The organism is Sphingomonas sp. ABOLE (assembly GCF_003950455.1).
GTDB lineage: Bacteria > Pseudomonadota > Alphaproteobacteria > Sphingomonadales > Sphingomonadaceae > Sphingomonas > Sphingomonas trueperi.
The window spans coordinates 43,397-60,718 of the sequence record NZ_QQWY01000015.1; the positions used below are offsets into that span (position 1 = coordinate 43,397).

The 17,322-nt window shown below is 65.5% G+C and carries 16 protein-coding genes and 3 pseudogenes; 5 read left to right on the top strand and 14 right to left on the bottom strand.

Translation table 11 applies throughout. From position 1 onward, the window contains the following. Nucleotides 1-96 precede the first annotated feature (96 nt). The 4 genes and pseudogenes from CA234_RS11130 to CA234_RS11140 all read left to right on the top strand — a co-directional run bounded on the left by CA234_RS11130 (nucleotide 97) and on the right by CA234_RS11140 (nucleotide 2,980). The gene (locus CA234_RS11130) at nucleotides 97-1,875 is read left to right on the top strand and encodes a thiamine pyrophosphate-requiring protein (RefSeq protein ID WP_126001716.1); all 1,779 of its coding nucleotides are present in this window, start codon (nucleotides 97-99) and stop codon (nucleotides 1,873-1,875) included. A 93-nt stretch (nucleotides 1,876-1,968) separates the two neighbouring features. Continuing rightward, nucleotides 1,969-2,097: pseudogene (locus tag CA234_RS24360) on the top strand (IS481 family transposase); the annotation flags it as partial. Further along, a pseudogene (locus CA234_RS11135) lies at nucleotides 2,092-2,608 on the top strand (IS5 family transposase); the annotation flags it as partial. The pseudogenes CA234_RS24360 and CA234_RS11135, both read left to right, overlap by 6 nt. A gap of 165 nt (nucleotides 2,609-2,773) precedes the next feature. Continuing rightward, entirely contained in the window at nucleotides 2,774-2,980 is a 207-nt protein-coding gene (locus CA234_RS11140) for a hypothetical protein (RefSeq protein WP_125974801.1), read from the top strand. A gap of 86 nt (nucleotides 2,981-3,066) precedes the next feature. Here CA234_RS11140 and CA234_RS11145 read toward each other — a convergent pair whose 3' ends face one another. From CA234_RS11145 to CA234_RS24910, 11 genes and pseudogenes are all read right to left on the bottom strand, one after another. Continuing rightward, the gene (locus CA234_RS11145) at nucleotides 3,067-3,708 is read right to left on the bottom strand and encodes a PASTA domain-containing protein (protein ID WP_125974803.1); all 642 of its coding nucleotides are present in this window, start codon (nucleotides 3,706-3,708) and stop codon (nucleotides 3,067-3,069) included. A 19-nt stretch (nucleotides 3,709-3,727) separates the two neighbouring features. Beyond that, complete coding sequence (locus CA234_RS11150; RefSeq protein WP_126001717.1) at nucleotides 3,728-4,864, bottom strand: hypothetical protein; 1,137 nt, start codon at nucleotides 4,862-4,864, stop codon at nucleotides 3,728-3,730. Next, complete coding sequence (locus tag CA234_RS11155) at nucleotides 4,861-5,517, bottom strand: hypothetical protein (RefSeq protein ID WP_125974807.1); 657 nt, start codon at nucleotides 5,515-5,517, stop codon at nucleotides 4,861-4,863. Before CA234_RS11155 ends, CA234_RS11150 begins: the two co-directional genes overlap by 4 nt. Continuing rightward, a complete protein-coding gene (locus tag CA234_RS11160) occupies nucleotides 5,517-6,245 on the bottom strand; it encodes a hypothetical protein (RefSeq protein ID WP_125974809.1) in 729 nt (242 codons plus the stop codon). The genes CA234_RS11155 and CA234_RS11160 overlap by 1 nt, the downstream gene beginning before the upstream one ends. Before the next feature lie 182 nt (nucleotides 6,246-6,427). After that, a complete protein-coding gene (locus CA234_RS11165) occupies nucleotides 6,428-6,973 on the bottom strand; it encodes a hypothetical protein (protein WP_125974811.1) in 546 nt (181 codons plus the stop codon). Between the two features lie 11 nt (nucleotides 6,974-6,984). Next, entirely contained in the window at nucleotides 6,985-7,737 is a 753-nt protein-coding gene (locus CA234_RS11170; RefSeq protein ID WP_206431170.1) for a hypothetical protein, read from the bottom strand. An 18-nt stretch (nucleotides 7,738-7,755) separates the two neighbouring features. Then, entirely contained in the window at nucleotides 7,756-8,235 is a 480-nt protein-coding gene (locus CA234_RS11175) for a hypothetical protein (RefSeq protein ID WP_125974813.1), read from the bottom strand. Beyond that, nucleotides 8,232-10,040, bottom strand: coding sequence for an OmpA family protein (locus CA234_RS11180; protein ID WP_126001718.1), 1,809 nt, complete (start codon nucleotides 10,038-10,040; stop codon nucleotides 8,232-8,234). Before CA234_RS11180 ends, CA234_RS11175 begins: the two co-directional genes overlap by 4 nt. Beyond that, nucleotides 10,030-10,548, bottom strand: a complete 519-nt coding sequence (locus CA234_RS11185; protein WP_126001719.1) for a peptidylprolyl isomerase — start codon at nucleotides 10,546-10,548, stop codon at nucleotides 10,030-10,032. Before CA234_RS11185 ends, CA234_RS11180 begins: the two co-directional genes overlap by 11 nt. A 68-nt stretch (nucleotides 10,549-10,616) precedes the next feature. Continuing rightward, complete coding sequence (locus tag CA234_RS11190) at nucleotides 10,617-11,699, bottom strand: hypothetical protein (RefSeq protein WP_125974819.1); 1,083 nt, start codon at nucleotides 11,697-11,699, stop codon at nucleotides 10,617-10,619. 300 nt (nucleotides 11,700-11,999) lie between these two features. After that, nucleotides 12,000-12,391: pseudogene (locus CA234_RS24910) on the bottom strand (tyrosine-type recombinase/integrase); the annotation flags it as partial. A 166-nt stretch (nucleotides 12,392-12,557) separates the two neighbouring features. Between CA234_RS24910 and CA234_RS11200 the strand changes: the two are divergent. Further along, complete coding sequence (locus CA234_RS11200; protein ID WP_125974821.1) at nucleotides 12,558-13,160, top strand: IS5 family transposase; 603 nt, start codon at nucleotides 12,558-12,560, stop codon at nucleotides 13,158-13,160. Here CA234_RS11200 and CA234_RS11205 read toward each other — a convergent pair. Genes CA234_RS11205 through CA234_RS11215 form a run of 3 tightly spaced genes read right to left on the bottom strand, consistent with a single transcriptional unit; the run spans nucleotide 13,155 to nucleotide 17,273 of the window. Then, entirely contained in the window at nucleotides 13,155-14,540 is a 1,386-nt protein-coding gene (locus CA234_RS11205; protein WP_126001721.1) for a TolC family protein, read from the bottom strand. The genes CA234_RS11200 and CA234_RS11205 overlap by 6 nt on opposite strands. Beyond that, nucleotides 14,537-15,598, bottom strand: coding sequence for an HlyD family efflux transporter periplasmic adaptor subunit (locus tag CA234_RS11210; protein ID WP_126001722.1), 1,062 nt, complete (start codon nucleotides 15,596-15,598; stop codon nucleotides 14,537-14,539). Before CA234_RS11210 ends, CA234_RS11205 begins: the two co-directional genes overlap by 4 nt. Continuing rightward, the gene (locus tag CA234_RS11215; protein ID WP_126001723.1) at nucleotides 15,582-17,273 is read right to left on the bottom strand and encodes an ABC transporter ATP-binding protein; all 1,692 of its coding nucleotides are present in this window, start codon (nucleotides 17,271-17,273) and stop codon (nucleotides 15,582-15,584) included. The genes CA234_RS11210 and CA234_RS11215 overlap by 17 nt, the downstream gene beginning before the upstream one ends. Nucleotides 17,274-17,322: the final 49 nt, after the last annotated feature.

Sequence of the window (17,322 nt, forward strand, 5' to 3'; positions counted from 1 at the left end):
ACCGTCTCACTTCAAGCGCGACTGCAGTGGCGGGGATGCGAACCCTGAACCATCCCCTTCCCCGTCGGTTACCCCAATGACTTCAGGAGACGGCAGATGGCGAAACAGACGAGCGACTTTTTCGTGGCGCGGCTCAAGGCCTGGGGCGTGACGCGGATCTATGGCTATTCGGGCGACGGCATCAACGGCGTGCTCGGCGCGCTGCAGCGGGCGGAGGCCGAGGGCATCGAGTTCATCCAGGTCCGCCACGAGGAAATGGCCGCCTTCATGGCCGCCGCGCACGCCAAGTTCACCGGCGAGCTGGGCGTCTGCCTCTCCACCGGCGGACCCGGCGCGACGCATCTCATTACCGGCATGTACGATGCCAAGCTCGACCATGTCCCGTTGCTCGCCATCGCCGGCCAGGCCGAGACCACGATCCGCGGCGCCAATTACCAGCAGGAGCTGAACCTCGATCGGCTGTTCGCCGACGTATGCGGCTATGTGCAGGAGGTCTCCGCGCCGGCCCAACTCCGCCACGTGACCGATCGCGCGATCCGCATTGCCATCGCCAACCGCGACGTGACCGCGATCATCCTGCCCAAGGACGTGCAGGACGAGCCCAATCAGGACCCGCCGCTCCAGCACGGCTTCACGCGATCGGGCCCCGGCTATGTCCACCCGCAGGTGGTTCCGCCGGCGAGTGCACTGGCGCAGGCGGCGGAAATCCTCGATTCCGGCCAGAGGGTCGCGATCCTGATCGGCGCGGGCGCGCGCGGCGCTGAGGTGCAGGTGATCGAGATCGCCGAGCGGCTCGGCGCGGGCGTGGCCAAGGCGTTGCTCGGCAAGGACGTGCTGGCCGACGACCTGCCCTTCGTCACCGGCGCGATCGGCCTGCTCGGCACCAAGCCGTCTTCGGACATGATGGCGGGCTGCGACACGCTGCTGATGATCGGCACCGGTTTCCCCTGGGCCGAGTTCCTGCCCAAGGAAGGCCAGGCCCGCGCGGTACAGATCGACATCGATCCGGCGATGCTCGGTCTGCGGTACCCCGTCGAATGCAACCTGCACGGCGGCGCGGCCGAGACGCTCAACGCGCTGCTGCCCCTCCTCAAGCGCAAGGAGGATCGCAGCTGGCAGGAGGGGATCGTCCATGAAGTCACCAAATGGTGGAAGACGATCGAGGCGCGGGCGATGGCCGAGGCGAACCCGGTCAACCCGCAGCGGGTCGTCTGGGAAATGTCGCCGCGGCTGCCGGCCAACGCTATCGTCACCTCGGATTCCGGCTCCTGCGCCAACTGGTATGCCCGCGACTATCGTGTGAAGGCGGGGCAGCGCGCCTCGCTCTCGGGCGGGCTTGCCTCGATGGGGGCGGCGGTGCCCTATGCGATCGGCGCCAAGTTCGCCCATCCCGATCGGCCGGTGGTGGCGCTGGTCGGCGACGGCGCGATGCAGATGAACAACATGGCCGAGCTGATCACCGTCGCCAAATATTGGCAGCGCTGGGCCGATCCGCGCTTCATCGTCTGCGTGTTCAACAACCAGGATCTCAACGAAGTCACCTGGGAGCAGCGGGTGATGGAGGGCAATCCGCGCTTCCCGACCACGCAGGACATCCCCGACGTGCCCTATGCCCGCTTTGCCGAGTTGATCGGGCTGCACGGCATCCATGTCGACACGCCGGAAGCGCTGGGCGATGCCTGGGACGCAGCGCTGCGCGCCGATCGGCCGATGGTGCTGGAGGTGAAGACCGATCCCGACATCGCCCCCTTCCCGCCCCACCTAACCCTTGCCCAAGCCAAGGGTTTCCTGTCGTCGATGCTCAAGGGGGATGCCGGGCGCGGCGGAGTGATCAAGGAAACGGTACGACAGATCGCGAAGGAGATCACGGGATAGCGGATCGATATGCTGTGGGCGGAGCCGTGCCGGACACGGCGCCGCATCTTTACGAGGTGTTGATCCCACAGCGTGGTGGTACGATTGACCAGCATGCAGAGCGGGAGGAGCTATGGGCCAGGTTCTACCCGAACGACGGAGGCAGTGCGTCGAGCGATACAGCGGAGTGAAGAGAGCGTAAGGGTGCTCGCCGGTCGCTATGGGATCAGCCCGACGACGGTCATGATCGACGCGACTTACCTGAATGCGCACCGCACGGCCTCAAGCCTGCGGGTAAAAAGGGGGGTCTCGGTCGCCTGATCGGGCGCACCAAGGGCGGCATGAACACCAAGCTCCACGCCGTTGCCGACGCGAACGGCCAGCCCTGAACTTTTTCATGACTGCCGGCCAGGTCAGCGACTACACCGGAGTGGCAGCGCTGCTCGACGACATGCCCAAGGCGCAGTGGCTGCTCGGCGACCGCGGCTACGACGCCGAAAGGTTCAGGGATGCTCTGCAAGCCAAAGGCATTCAGCCCTGCATCCCGGGCCAGCGATCCCGCAACGAGTCGATCAGATACGACAAGCGGCGCTATCGGCGAAGAAGCCGCATCGAGATCATGTTCGGTCGCCTCAGGGGCTGGCGCCGCGTCGCAACCCGCTACGATCGCTGCCCTACCGCCTTCTTTTCCGCCATCACCCGCCTGCCGACGTCATACTCTGGCGATTATCAACGAGTCCCGACCCTAGACTAGCGCCTCTGCCCTGTGCGCTTCCGCCGTTTCCGACCAGATCAGGCACTCAGCGTCTTTGATGTAAGCGACGGCTATTGCTGAAACGCGCCCTTCGGCTGGCGCAAACCAGCCCTGTCGAACACCGGTGCCATAGGCTTCTTCTGGTCATCGGTCCTCATTGCACTGTTGGGCGAAGCACTGCTGATCGGATTGGCCGGTGCGGCACTCGGCGGCATTATCGCCTGTCTGGCGTTCGACCGCCAAAGCATCACGACGATGGGTGCAAGCTCCGACTCGGTGATCACGTCTCGCGCTGTGTTCAGCGGCATGCTGATCGCGGTGCTAATCGACCTTCTTGAATCGCTGGTTCGTGCGGTTCGCGCCACCACATGACCACTTCCCGAAGTATTTGGGCCCGGCATAGACTAAGGACCCGTTTGGCGATTTCCCGCCGCTTCCGGTTCGGTGCCGAACGCACGCTACGCCACCGTCAGCGTGACCGTCCCCCCGATCGCGATCAGCGCCAGCGGAGGCGAATCCTGCGCCCTAACGTTCATCTTCAGTGCCTCCTCCCGGGCGACCGGCTTGTCGCCTGCCGCCCGGAAGGCAGCGAACAGTCCCAGACTGGCCAGTGCTGCGTCGGCATCGCCCCCGGTCCTGCCGATCAGATCGGGCACCGGTCGATTGTCGTCGAGTGCAGATGGCGGTGGCACGGGCACGATCTTGAAGGTCAGCTTGGCGCTCGCCGACGCCTGATAGCCGAAGCGGTTGGCAAAACCGGCATCGACCGGGGTGACGTAGGGACGCGATCGCATCGAGGCGGGAGAGCCCGGCGCCGCGTTGGCGGCACCGTCGACGCCATTGCTGCCCCCCACCCGCATCGACACCTGCACTTCGCACGTCGTTTCGGGAAGTACGTAGAAGGTCGGGCGATAGCCGATGTCGCGCAGCAGCGTGGCCGCGGCCGTTCCTTCGTCGTGATAGACTTCCAGCGTCGCCTCCAGCGAGGCACGGTCGAGCGCGGCCTGCGCATCGGCCACGCCCCGCCCGACGGCTGCAATCACTTCGCCGAGCGGCGCGGCAAAGCCGTCGCTGAATACCTCTCTCAACGTGTCATTCATCCCGACGTCTCCATCCGTCTCACGTCGTGCTGCGCGCGAAGATCGCCATCACCGTCGATCCCCGCGCAGCCGAATCACCAGCCTTGGGCGCCTGCAGCATCGCCTGGCCCTCGGCACAATCGGGGTTGATCTGCGGCGGTCCGTGATGGGCGTCGAGGGCCAGGCCGACCGACGCCAGCACCCGACGCGCCGCGCTCTCGGTCAATTGGCGAATATCGGGAATCTGGACGCCGCTCGTCTCGGTAACCGGGCTGGGATTGAACTGGAGTCCAATATCCGTGAGCCCGCCACCGACGGTCTTCAAATCTTCTTGCCCGGGGAACGTGATCCCCTTGCCACCCTGATCGACTAACGCGCGGGCGTTCACGGAAATCGTCCCCAGCGAGAATCCGCGGGTGCGCAGGGCAATCTGCGCGCCGTCGATTTCGCGACCCACCTGTGTGGCAAAATCGCCGATGCTGATCACGCTGCTGGCGAGGCCGATCGTATCAGTCGATTTGCCGGCCGCGCCGGCGGCCGCCGCGGCGCGCAGCGCCGCCAGCTGGTTTTCTGAGTCCGCCAGGCGCGCGATGACATCGTCGCGCTCGCCCCGGAGTGCCGCCAGATCGCGCTCGCGCTCGGTCGCCAGCCGCTCGGCGACGGTGGCGCGGGTCACTAGGGCGTCGGCGTCGATCCTCGTCGCGGCAGTCGCTGCCGTTGCCGCCCCGACCGTATCGCCGTCGACGCCGGCAAGCCTTGCACCGACGGCGACGCGCGCCGCGGCGGGGATCGCAACGCCGCCGATCGTCGCGGTGTCACGACCTAGGCGTTTCGGCGCGACACGGCCAAGTTGGAAATGCGCCTGCTGTTCGATGCGCACGATCTCGCCGAAGTCGGCGGTCAGCGTGCCCTCGTTTGCCGACGCCGTCAGCTGCGGGACGCCGCCGAGCACTGCCGACGCCGCCTCCACGTCGACCAAGCGAAGCATCGGCGCGAGCTTCGCGTCCGCCATCCCGTCGTCGGCACGGCCCTTGACGCTCCCGTCGCTCGCAGTCGTTGCGTCGGCGATGCTGCGCCAGCCGGACTTCATGTCGAACAATTGCAACTGCACAATCTGGCCGATGAGCGGATTGCCGTCGGACGTGACGATACGGGCAAACCAGCTGATCGCGGTCATCCCAGCATCTCCAGCGGCACAGCACCGCGCGCGGTGTATGGTCCGATATTGGCAACGAGCGCCACGATCCCCGGCCTCTGATCCTTGCCGATGATCAGCCGCGTGGTCGCGATCCCGTCCGGCCCGGTGGACAACAGGCCGTCCTTCAACCGCGTCCCGGCTGCGCGGCTGAAATCATCGCGCCCCCTGCCGGCGGACAGGTGCGCAGAGGCAGCATCGTCGATATTGATCTCGATGGCCTGATTGACCAGCAATTCCCCGGCGGAATTCGTTGCCTTTACCGTGATTGCGGCCTCACCACCGATATTGACGCCTGTTGTCACCACGATGTTGGGTACCGGCAATCCATTGCCTGGCGGTATCGCGACCAGACGGCCGGTGATGTTGCTCTGGATTGCCGTCGTCGTGGAACTCTGCGGCGGTGCGGCCTGGAACATCAATGCGATGGGTCTGCCACCGCTATCGGTCTGGGTCGACATATTCACGTTGATCGTGAAATCGAGGAACGGCAAGTGATAGCCGGCGACGGGACGTCCGCTCGCATCGACTTGCTGGCCGCTGTCGAGCGCGCTCTGCGCCTCGCGCAGCCCTTCTGCCAGCGCAACGAGCAATTCCTCGATCGAATTACCGACGAACCGGCTGTCCGCAGGCATCAGACCTCTTCCCGTCGTTTGGCTTGGAGCTTGGCGAGCGCGCGTTCGCGCCGCGCGTCGTCATGCGCTTCGTCCGCAGCCTTCAACTCGCGAACGTCGCGCATCTTGTCCGCCAGTTCGGTGAGTTGATCGATCGACCCGACGGCTACCGTTAACAATTCCCGTGTGCGCTCGGCATAGCCCTTCGGCTCGGACAGCGCCGGAATCGCCGCCTTGGCGCGGCGCTGCCAATCGTCGGGAATTGCCCGCCGCGCCTTGCCCAGCGCGGTCTCCGCCATCCGCGACTTGTCGCGCATTTCAGCCCAGCGGTCGATCGCACGATCGAGCAGCCCGCTACGATCGTTGCTCGGGCGCGACGTTTCCCCGGGCGGTGCGAAGAGCGCGCGCGCGGCGTCGCGCGCTTCGGCAAAGGCCTGCGCGTCGAGCGGCGTTCCGCCACCGCCTGCCGTTTCTCCCGGTGTGGGCCGCAGCGCCGGCGCCACGTGCAGGGCCTTCGCTCTGGGCGCCATCATTCGCCCGGCGACCGAATCGATCCCTGCCGGCTTGTCCGCGTCGGGTTGTGCCCCCGCCGGTCGCGGGCGCCCGATGTCGCGTTTCACCAGGCTGCGACGTGCGTCGCGCGCGTCGGCCCAGCGCTGGAAATCCGCCCGCCTTTCCGCCATTCCTGCAACGGCATAACGCGGATCGGACGTGCCAACGCCGTCGACCGCGCCGGTCAGCGCGGCCATCTTCGCTTGCAGCTGTTCGCGCTCCTTGAGGAGCGCGGCAAGGTGCGGCGATACCGTCGTCGGATCGATCGAGGCGGCATTGGGGGCGATCGCGGAGGCAGGCTGTGGCTGCAACGCCGCCGCGCCGGCCCGTGAGGCAGCGCCCGCACGTTTCAGCGCGTCGCGCCAAGGTGCCGATAGCGTCATGGCGCCGGCGGCGTCCGCGCCGCGAGCAGGGCGCGGATCCGGGCCTCGAGCACCGCGGGCGGCGGAACCGGCACCAGCTTGGTGCGCATCAAGCTCGATCCTTCCGCGCTATATTGGTACTTCGCGGCGAAACTCGCGCTGACCGACGTCGAGGATACCGATCCGCCGGCCGCAAACGGGACAGCATAGCCGCTTGCCTTCGCGCTGAGCGTGGACTTTTTGAACTCGCTCTTGGTCTCGCTCGACATCGAGATCGACATCTTCAGTTCAATGACCGTGTCGACGAACTGGTAGAAGGTCGGCGTGAACCCAAGCTCCAGCAGGCTGTAGCTCTGGCCGTCGCCGAATTTTACGAGATAGCGCGGCGACTTCACACCATCGCCGTCCTTCTGGTCGTCCTCGTCCTCGTCATAGCCTGCCATCAGCCGGGCGATACGAAGGCTTACGAGGTCCATTTGCAACTGCGCCTCGGCCACGCCGACCCCGAGGCGCTGAATCATCTGGGGGAACGGAACGGCGAGCAGTTCGGTACCGACAGTCATTGCGACGCTCCCTATTTCGGCGGATTGAGCTGGAGATCGAGCTTCTTGCGACGGCGCTCGATATCTTCGTCGAGGGTGCGGCGGATGCGTTCCTCAAGGATAGCCGGCGGAGGCAACGGCACCAGCTTAGTCCGCAAAAGGCTCGATCCCTCTGCCGAATAGCTGTATTTGCTCGAATAGGTGGCGTCGACCTGACTGGTCGCAACCCGGCTGCCGTTCGAGCTGTCGCCGCCGAAAATCGCCCGGAAGACCCCCCCTCCCGAACTGAAATTGCGGGTGCGCGTATCCTTGGACGATTGCGACCTGGTCGACTGGTATTCGCGGGTAATCTTGATCGCGATCTTCACCTCGATGATCGTGTCGACGAACTGATAGAAGGTGGGCGAGAAGCCCAGTTCGAGCATCGACAGCCGCGTCGGCACCCGGATCAGCGCTGCGGCCTTTTCCTCCGGGGTGCCGGTCGTCGGCGTCTGGGCGGAGACCAGCTCGTTCAGCGCCGTCTTGTCACCGCCGGTCATCGCTTCGTCCGCGGCGATATAGGCTTGCGCCTCCTTCACCGTCATCAGCTCGTAGCCGAAGAAGATCCGGCTGTCGTCGAACGACTGCTTGCCGTTCTCGTCCTGAACCACCTTGAGGCCGCCCATCATCTCGGCGACTTCGATCGAGCTTGCGTCGAGCTGAACCTGGCCCTCCGCAATGGCGAACGCCATCTGGCGAATCATGTCGCCCATCGGGACGTTCAGCAATTCCTGGCCGATTGCCATGTTGCAGTCTCCTTTGCGTTACGGAGTGACAGGGACGGGCGGGCGCTCGCTCAACTTGCGCAGAACCTTTTCAAGTTCGCCCGGGACAGGCAGCGAGACGAGGCGCGCGGCGATCGAGCTCGTTCCTTCCGCGGTGACGGAAAATTTTCTGGCGTACGAGACGCTGACCGAAGCCGCGACCATGACGATGCCGGCATTGACGCCGACCCGTGCCCCGGCCGTGACCCCCAGCTCGGTTGTTTCGGTCATGGAAAAGCTCAGCTTCGCTTCGACCGTCGCCTCGGTGAATGCATAAAAGGCCGGGGAGAAGCCGAGCGCGAGGAGATTGTAGTTATCCCCGCCGATCTCGACCTGGCTGGTGGCCAGCGCGGCCGCTGTCTTGACGCTGTTTTCGTCGAGTGCATGCTGGGCATCGGCCACGGCGATACCCAGCCGTTCGATGATCTGCGGCAGGGGCGCGGAAACCAGTTCGCGCGTGACGGAAGGGACGACGCTCATGGCGCCGGTGCCGGTGCCGGAGCAGGTGTTTCAGGTGCCAGGAATTTCTTGATCTCCTGCAGAAATTCGACGGGGGCAGGGATAGCGACCAGCCGCGCGCTGATCGAACTGTTGCCGTTGGCCGATTGTTCGAACTGGCGGCTCGTGCGGTAGTCGACCGTAGCCCCGACCGCGAACGTGATCTTGCCGCTCCCCGATCCGTCCGCGGCCGGCTTGCCCGTCGCGATGTCGCTCAGCGGCTTGGAGATCGTCGCGCCGCCATCGGCGGCCAGCTTGATCGAATCGGTCGAGAGGGTCACCAGATCGATGGTCACGGCGTCGTTGACGCTGGCGAGCAGGACGACCGATCCCTTTCGCGTTGCGCGTGTGCCATGCGTCGCGCTGCTGTCGTTGATCGATTTGGCAAGGTTGAACGCACTGGCTTCCGGCGTGTCGGCGGCGAACTTGTCGTCCGCCGTGTTGACCGCATCGCCCTTGATGTCGACCGGCGTTTTGGCATCGCCCAGCAACACCTTCTTGCCGTCGACCGGCGCTGCGTCGAACTTCTTGACAATGATGAAGCCATTGCCGTCGCCCCCGCCGGTCTTATCGGGTGTGGGCGTCGCCTGCAGCTGCACCGAGCCCTGGTTTTCGACGATGATCAGCAGATCCTTGTTGCCGTCGAAATGCACCTCGGCGCGACGAAAATGCTGGTTATTGTCTGGATTCGGGGTCTTGCTCCAAGGCTCCTCGCCGAAGTGCTTCACCGACTTGATCTTGTCGGCACCGACGCCGTTCTTCTTCAGGAATTCGGCGACGTTGGTGGCGCGGCGCTTGGCCAGATCGAGATTGTGATCGTTCTTGCCCTGGGTATCGGCATAGCCCACGACATCGACCGATTGCCCGCTTTCCTTGATGATCCTTGCGCCGTCGCGCAGCGCAATGGCGGCATCGTTCTTGATGACGTCCTTGTCCGTATCGAACAGCGCAAAGATGAAGGGCTGGAAATCGCTCTGTGAATCGATCGTGCCGTTCGGGTTGGGATCGAACGCAAGCCGCGCCTTGAAGTCCGCGAGATCGTCGATCTGCTTCGCGACCTTGCGCGCATAGAGCAGGCGGCTCGATTCGGGAGTGACCTCGGTCGAGACGCTCGGCGCAAGCTGGAACGTTTCCTTGGCCGCGGGCGTGTTGGTGATCCGGATGATGCCCGTGCTCGATGCAGCGGTGGGCAGGAAGACGACCGCATTTTCCGCCAGCAACGGGTTCTTCGCGGACGCGGGATCGAGCTCTGCCTTGACCTTGCTATCCTTGCTGGAGACGAACGCCTGCTCGAACTTGCCGGCAGGCGCGCGCAGCTTGTCTGCCAGAGCCTGCGCGGCGGTGTCGATGTCAGGGCCCGCCGCGTCGAGCTTGGTGCCATCGACAGTAACGCTGGCAGGCAGACTCTTCATCGTGATCTGCGCCGTGCGCGCACTGGCCGCCCCACCCGCTCCGCTCCCCTTGTTGCCAATCTCTCCCGTCACGTTGACGCCCAGCGCCTCGCTATCCCCGATCTTCATCGTCAGCTGCAACGACACCGTCAGGTCTGCATGCTGGTAATGGTAAAATGGCGGCGAGAGCCCGAGTTGCATCAGCGATTTACCGCCTGGATTGCCGAGGCCCGGCCGCGGCTTGGCATATTCTTCCATCTGCGCGATGGAATTCAGGTCGAGCGCTTTTTGTGCTTCGGCGATGCTCAGTCCCATCGCCTTGATGAATTCGGACACGCTGGCGTCGGTCAGCACCTGCCCCGGCGTCATGGTTTCGATAGGATTCTTATCGGCCACGGAGAGGCTCCTCGCTTCCGGAATCGGGAATCGTTAGCGCGCGGCTCGCGCGGACGGGATCGACCGTTTCGGCGCGCACCGCCCAATAGCCATGCTTGCGCTGCGCCTCGGCGATGCGGACCGGGGTGATTTGCAACCCTCGATTTATCCAGTCGAGCAGCATCGCCGACAGCGGCTGCCCCTCGCGCCCGGCCAGCGCCAGCGCTTCGGCAAATCCGTCTCGCGCGGCATCGCGCTCGTCGAGCCGCAGGCGCGCCACCGCGGCACGCTCCAGCAAGGAGGCCCGGTCGCGGCGATGAAACGGCGTGTCCCGCTGCCCCACCGCATCGGCGGCCTGAGTCGCGAGATCGACGACACGCACAAAGTCGCCGAGTTTCTCAAGGCTTTCGAGTACGCATTGCAGATAATGCCGACCAAAGACGTCGGGCGCCTGCGCCGATTGCGCCAGCCGCAGCGCTTCCCGGTAGCGTTCCAGCGCTTCCTTATGCCGGCCTTTGATCGCCAGCATCTTGCCCGCTTCAGCGATGCCGATATGGACCTGATGCGCGCCGATCCGTGTCGAGGCGGGCATGGGAATCATGCGGCGCGCGCCGGCGGCGCATCGTACTGGAGCACGTCGGCGCCGGCCTGTTCCAGCCGCGCGCGCAGCAACCGGGCACGTGGCAGACTGAGCGGTGGCAATTGGAGCGGCAGTACCGCGGTGCCCGACGCGCCGACGAGCGCCAGGGCCGGCGGCGGGGCCGATTCGACGACGAGTACATGCTCGACGAAGCTCGCCAGCCGTGCCGTGACGGATATGCCCCGCGCGGCATAGGCCTTGAGACGCGTTTCGACATCGGCATGGCGGACGCCATTCTCGATGGTGACCGGGGCCAAGGCCAACACGGAATCGCAATCGTCTAGCGGGATCCCGGCGAGTTCCTCGAGCGCTGCGGCGACACCGGGATCGTCGCTGTCCGCGGCATCGAGTTGCACGTCGTACCGCAGGAACGCCTGATTGAAGACCCGTACGCCTGGATTCCGGGCCAGTCGCCGCCAGATCCGGTCGGCATCGCCATGGCTCAGGTCCATCACCACCAGGCTGGTATCGTCGGCAAGGACGACTCCGGGCAGCATCGACGCGACAGCCGCGCGTTCGCTGGGCGGCAAGTCGCCCGCGAACAACGCATATCGCGATGTCAGCGGATCGGCAGTGGTCAGCTCCAGCGCACCCTGCGGAAGCCGCGCCTCGAACGCTGCGACGGTGACGGGACTGACATTGCCCAGCACGATGCCCGGCGGCGTCATCAGCAATTCCATCGCTTCATCGACAGACACGCCAAGAAAGTCGGCGATTGCCAGTCCGGCTGCCTCGGTAAGCGCGGGATCGGCAATCTCGGCTGCGACATCGAGCGTGACGGCGGGTTCCAACGCGGTGGGGGAAACGTCGACATCGACGACGAGGCCCAACTCGCAAAGCAGCGCGCACATCGCGTCGGCAGCAGATCGAGGAAGTGCGCGCGCAAGCGGCGACGGGGCACGATAGATCGACGCAACCACCGCTTCGACAGGTAAACCGAGGCCCGCGGCGATGGCAGCTGCAATGTTTGGCGAAGCGCTGCCGACACTGCGCACGATCACGTCGAACCGCAGATCGCCGCGCCAATCGACCGATCGCATATTCGGAAGGATCAAGGCAGCACCTGCTGGGTAGCCGTCGCCGCGGCGCCCCTCCCCGTGCAATCATTCACCTCGTTAGATGGTCGCACAAAAAAACCTCCGTCGCCTTATGACGACTGATTTCTTAGATTAGGAAGTGCGCTACACCCGCAAACGCAAGGTTCGTGTACGCAAGCGATTGTTTATTGTGAGGCGACCGAACGCGACTTTGCACAATATCACCGAGTCTTTATAAATTTGCCATAGGCCGTTGGTATTGTCAACGTAACTCGCCGGGTTCAGTAATGAAGTAGGAAGCTTCAATGATTTATCAACAAATAGTCGGTGTCGTGCCCCGCTTCATGCAAGAGCGTGCTCGCAGTGCGCCGCAGATCATGCGGGCTGGGCTTGGCCAGTGGTTTGCCTTTCTTCTGCGTCGAAAGGTCAGCGTCAGCACATGGCTGCGCTCCGGGCTGCTCATCGGCAGGTCCAAATCGTACCGCGACAAGAGGACGCACTCCGATCCGCCAGCAAAGATTTTCAGCGATGACGATATCAGCGCCTGCCGCGACAGGGACACCAAGGCGTGAGTTTCGCCGCTTCATATGCTCCTCGGGGATGGTCCAGAGCGCCTCGCTGAAGTTGATCTCGCTCCACTCTGCGTTGGTCAGCTCGCTCTACCTTCTCGGCAGTTCGCATGCCATCAATCGTGCCATCCAGATTACGTGCTTGCCGCTGCCAGACCATGCCGGACGCGTGATCATTCCCACTCGATTGTTCCAAACCCAGGTACGTCATCGACCTAGGCTCAGGACCTATTAAATTGCTTGCGAACGGCCTGATCGATTGATTCACTGGGCGGCGCGAGGAGGCGCTGCCATGAGTGATTTGATTTGGCTGTCGGAGGCGCAGATGCGCCGGATCGAGCCACATTTCCCGCTGTCGCACGGGATGCCCCGGGTCGATGACCGCCGGATTATCAGCGGGATCATCTTCGTGATCCGCAATGGTCTGCGGTGGCGCAATGCGCCTGCTGAGTACGGGCCGCCGAAGACGATCTACAACCGGTTCATCCGCTGGAGCCGTATGGGCGTGTTCAACAGGATTTTCGGGGCACTGTCGGCCGAGGGTGGCAAGCCGGATCAGTTGATGATCGACGCCATCCATCTCAAGGCGCACCGGACGGCAGCCAGTCTGCTCAAAAAGGGGCTGTTCCCCGACCGGCCTGAACTCCAAGCTTCGCGCCGTCTGCGATGGCAAGGGCCGCCACTGGTCATGCTGCTCAGCGAAGGGCAGATGAGCGACTATAAGGGCGCGGCGCTGATGATCGATGCCTTGTCCAGGGTGAAAGCGCTGTTGGCCGATCGGGGCTATGACGCCGACTGGTTCCGTGCCGCCCTCGCAGCACGCGACATTGCAGACGCTTCGCGGAAATCTCCTATCTTGATCGGTTATCGAATGGAGGCGCGCGGTGGATCATAGCCCCAGCACGCTGCGGTCCGCGGTAGCCGCGGCCAGGTCGGCACGCGCCACCAGCGCCTGGTAGCGTGCATCCAGCGCGCGCAACCGCGCGTCGGTCGCGCTTTCCTCGCGCTGGTTGATCAGGAAGAAGTCGCTGGCGCCCATATCGAAGCGGCGCTGCTCGGCCGACGCCATCTTGCCCGCCAGGTCGGCTTCCTGCGACGCGAGGTCGGCGACCTTGTCGGCCCCCTCGATGTTGATCGCGATGCCCTTCACTTCGATCGCGATCTGCTCCTCCAGCATTCGGTGGCGGGTGCGCAGGCCGTCGATCTCCGCCTTGGCCTCGGCGATGCGGCCGCGCGCGCTGCGCCGTTCGAGCGGCACCGAGAATTTGACGCCGACGATTGCCTCGGCCGGGGTGCGCGACGGGCCGCCAAGCCCGATTGCGCCGACATCCTTGCCCAGTTCCGCGCGCGCGTCGAGCCGCGGTTTCAGGTCGTTCTCGGCCAGATTGAGCCGCGCCAGCGACTGGTCGATGCGCACCAGCACCGTCTTCAGGTCGGGCCGGAGGATCGGGCCGGCCTTGCGGGGCGCGATCGCCAGTTCGGGCAGCGCGTCGGGCAGCTGCTCGGTCGCCGGGACCAGGGGCACGCCATTGGCGTCGCGCCAGAAGAAGGACAGCGCGTTGGCGGTTTCCGCCAGCTTCTGCTCGGCCTGCGCCACCAGCGATCGCCTGCGGGCGAGATTCTGGTCGTTCTCGGTGATCAGGATCTGCGGACGCGCGCCCAGCTGCACCTGTCGCGCCAGCTGCGAGCGCCGCTTTTCGGACAGCGCCAGCAGGTCGCGATAGGCCTTGAGGCGCAGCCCCGCGATCGCCCAGGCCTGATAGGCGCCCATGGCGCGGCGCTGCACCCCGATCGCCACCATCTCGCGCTCCAGCCGGGCGACGTCGACATCCTGGTCGGCGAGCCGCAGCTTGGTGCGCCGCTCGTCGGTCACCCGGTCGCGCAGCAGCGAGAAGACTGCCCCGACTTTGAACTCGCCGAGCTGGTTGGTGTAGGCCTTGTCCTCATAGACCGGGAAACGCCCACGCGAGACGCGGTACCCAGCGTAGAGCCCGCCGCCGTTGTTGTCCAAGGCGCGGCTGGCCTTCGCCTCGGCCACCGAGCCGTCATAATAGCCGAAGGGCCGCGTCTGCGCATCGACGTCGAACACCACATCGAACGCGCCCTCGGCGCTCAGCGCCTTGCCCTCGGCCTGACGCTGCTTGGCCAGCGCCTCGATGATCTGCGGCGCGTTCTGCGCCGAGGAGCGCAGCACCTGGTCCAGAGTCAGCGGCCCCTGTGCGGCAGCGGGCACCGCGAACGCCAAGGCACCGAGGGAGAGCAGCAGCCGGATCATTTCTTTTTCTTTTTGTAGACGTCCATGCTCTTTTCCTCCGCCTTGTTGGCGGCGGTGCCGAATTCGAGCGGGAAGTCGTTGAGCTGGCGCCAGAGTTCATAGCCGACCGGCACCGTCTCGCCCTGCACCCAGCCGCGCACCTTGGCGCCGAGGCGGACGAAGCGGTCGCCCGGCCAGGCGAGCGTGCCGGGCATCGGCTCGATCAGCACGCGGAACAGCCCGTCGGGCATCGCCGAGGGATCGACCGAGCGCACCCGCCCGTCGAACAGCCCCCAGGCCATGGACGGCCAGCCGCTCAGCTGGATCGCGGGCCAGCCTTCGAACTCCAGCCGCACGCGGCGGCCGGGGCGGACCAGCGCGATGTCGCGCCCGTCGACCATCAGCTCGACCACGCGCTCGGTGCCGCCTTCGGGCGCGAGCGTCGCCAGCTCGGTGCCGGCGCTGACCAGCGTCGCGCCGGCGGCGGCGTTCAGCGTCTGGATACGACCGTCGCGCGGTGCACGGACGATCTGCACCGCTTGGCGGTTGAGCGAGACTTCGATCCGGTTGAGCTTGGCCCGCGATTCCGCGAGCTTGGCGCCCTGATCGGCGACGCGGATCTGCGCCTGTTCATAGTCGCGCCGCGCCGCCAGCCCTTCGTTGAACAGCGTGCGGGCGCGGTTGACGTCGATCGAGGCGACGGCACGGGCGCTTTCGAGCGAGGCGATCTCGGCATGGACCTGATCGCGCTCGGCGGCGAGGCGCGCGAGCAGCTCGGGATCGTTATCGGAAATCTTGGCGATCGGGTCACCCTTCTTCACCGCCTGGCCGTCGGTGACGAACCATCGCTCGACCCGGCCGGGCACCAGCGCGGTGACGGACTGGACGCGATCGTGCGGATCGAGCGCGACCACCTGTCCCCGCCCCGCCGCGGTCTGCACCCAGGGCACATAGACCATGGTGACGCCGAGCAGCGCGATGGCGATCACGATCATCCAGGCGATGACGCGGGCGATGCGCGGCGGGCGCATGCCGGCCAGCGTCGGGAAACGGCCGATATGGTCAGGCCTGAAGGGCATTGCCTGCCTCCTGCGCAGTGAGGGTGGCGCGGAGCGCTTCGAGTGTTTCGAAACGTGCCTGGCTGGTCTTGCCCAGCCAGAGATAGCCATCGCGGCGGATCGCCTCGGGGCGACCGGTAAAGAGGAGCACGGTGGTTCCTGCCTCGCGCAGCGCATCGAGCGCGGCGGTCAATCGTGTTGGAGGGATCAGATCGTAGAGCGGGCCGAGCAGCAGCACGCGCGGCCGCGCGAGCAGCGCATTGGCGAGCTTGAGCGCCATCAGCTCGCCGATCGACAGCGGATAGCCCGAGGCGGCGAGCGGAGTATCCATGCCCTCCGGCAACTGGCCGATGCGGGCGTCGAGCCCGACCAGCGCAAGGGCGTCGAGCACCTTGCCCGCCGGGATGCCGGCCCCGGCCAGCCCCAGATAGTCGCGGATGCTGATCTCGACGATGGTCGGGCGGTCGAGCACGATCACGTCCGAGCGCAGGCGATAGACGTCGAGCGCCTCCAGATCGACGCCGCCCACCATCACCAGCCCGCGATCGGGCTGCAGGTTGCGCTTGAGCAGCATGGCGAGCCGGCTGTCCATCGTCGGCGCGCCCACCACGACCAGCTGGCTGGCCGCCGGGATGGTCAGGTCGATGCGGGCGTCGCCGGCCTCCACCTCGCGCAGCCGTACCTCGCCATTGCCCGGCGCTTCGCTGCTGCGGCTATGGGTCTCGTGCGGGATGGCGTAGAGCAGCGACACTTCCTCGGCCGCCGCGACCATGTCGTAGAAGGCATCGAGATAGGTGCCGAGCTGGCCGAGGCCGTAGAACACGCCCGACAGGATCAGCTCGGCTGCGACCAGCTGGCCGATCGAGAGCTGCCCCTGCAGGATCAGCCAGCCACCCATCGCGAGCAGCGCCGCGCTGGCGGTGGCGTAGAGCAGCAGATAGGCGCAGGTCTGGGTGAAGCTGAAGCGGAAGTGACGGCGATGCGCGGCGACATAGGCGGCGGTCATCGTCTCCGAACCGTCCATCGCGAAGTCGAGATGGCGGCTCGACTTGTAGAAGCCGTTGGAGGTGCCCAGCCCCTCCAGCCAGCGCGCCGCATCGTGCTTGGCATGGCTGAGCGCCACCGCCGAGCGGATCGCGCCGGGCGACCAGAGCTGCCAGATCAGCCACACCAGCGCGATCAGGATGACGTTGAAGCCGAGGAAGAACGGGTGGTAGAAGCTCGTCACCACCAGACCCACCACCGATTGCAGCAGGATGGTGAAGCCGCCGATGACGAGGCTCGGCACGCTCTTCTGCACCGTCATCAGGTCGAAATAGCGGTTGAACAGGTCGACGCGGCGGGCATCGGCGAAGAAGGGATTGCGGGCGTGGACCGCGCGGATGGTAATCTCCGCCATGGTCCGTGCAAAGATCCGCCGCTCGAACAGCGCCATGATGTGGACGCGCAGGGCGCTCAGGATCACCACGATCAGCAGCAGCGTGAACAGCAGCGCGGACAGCGTGATCAGCGGCGCGGGCAGCGCGATCTTGGCGACGCTGTTGATCAGTAGCTGCACCGAGATCGGAGTCGCCAGCGACAGCAGGCTGATCGCGATCCCATAGACCATCGCCAGCCGCAGATAGCCGCCATCGGGGCCGATCACCTCGCCCAGCCAGCCGCGCACCTGCCCCCAGCCGATCTTCTGCTTCGCCATCTCTCCACCTTACTCCCTTCCGGATCGACCAAGTGCGGCCCGCACGCCA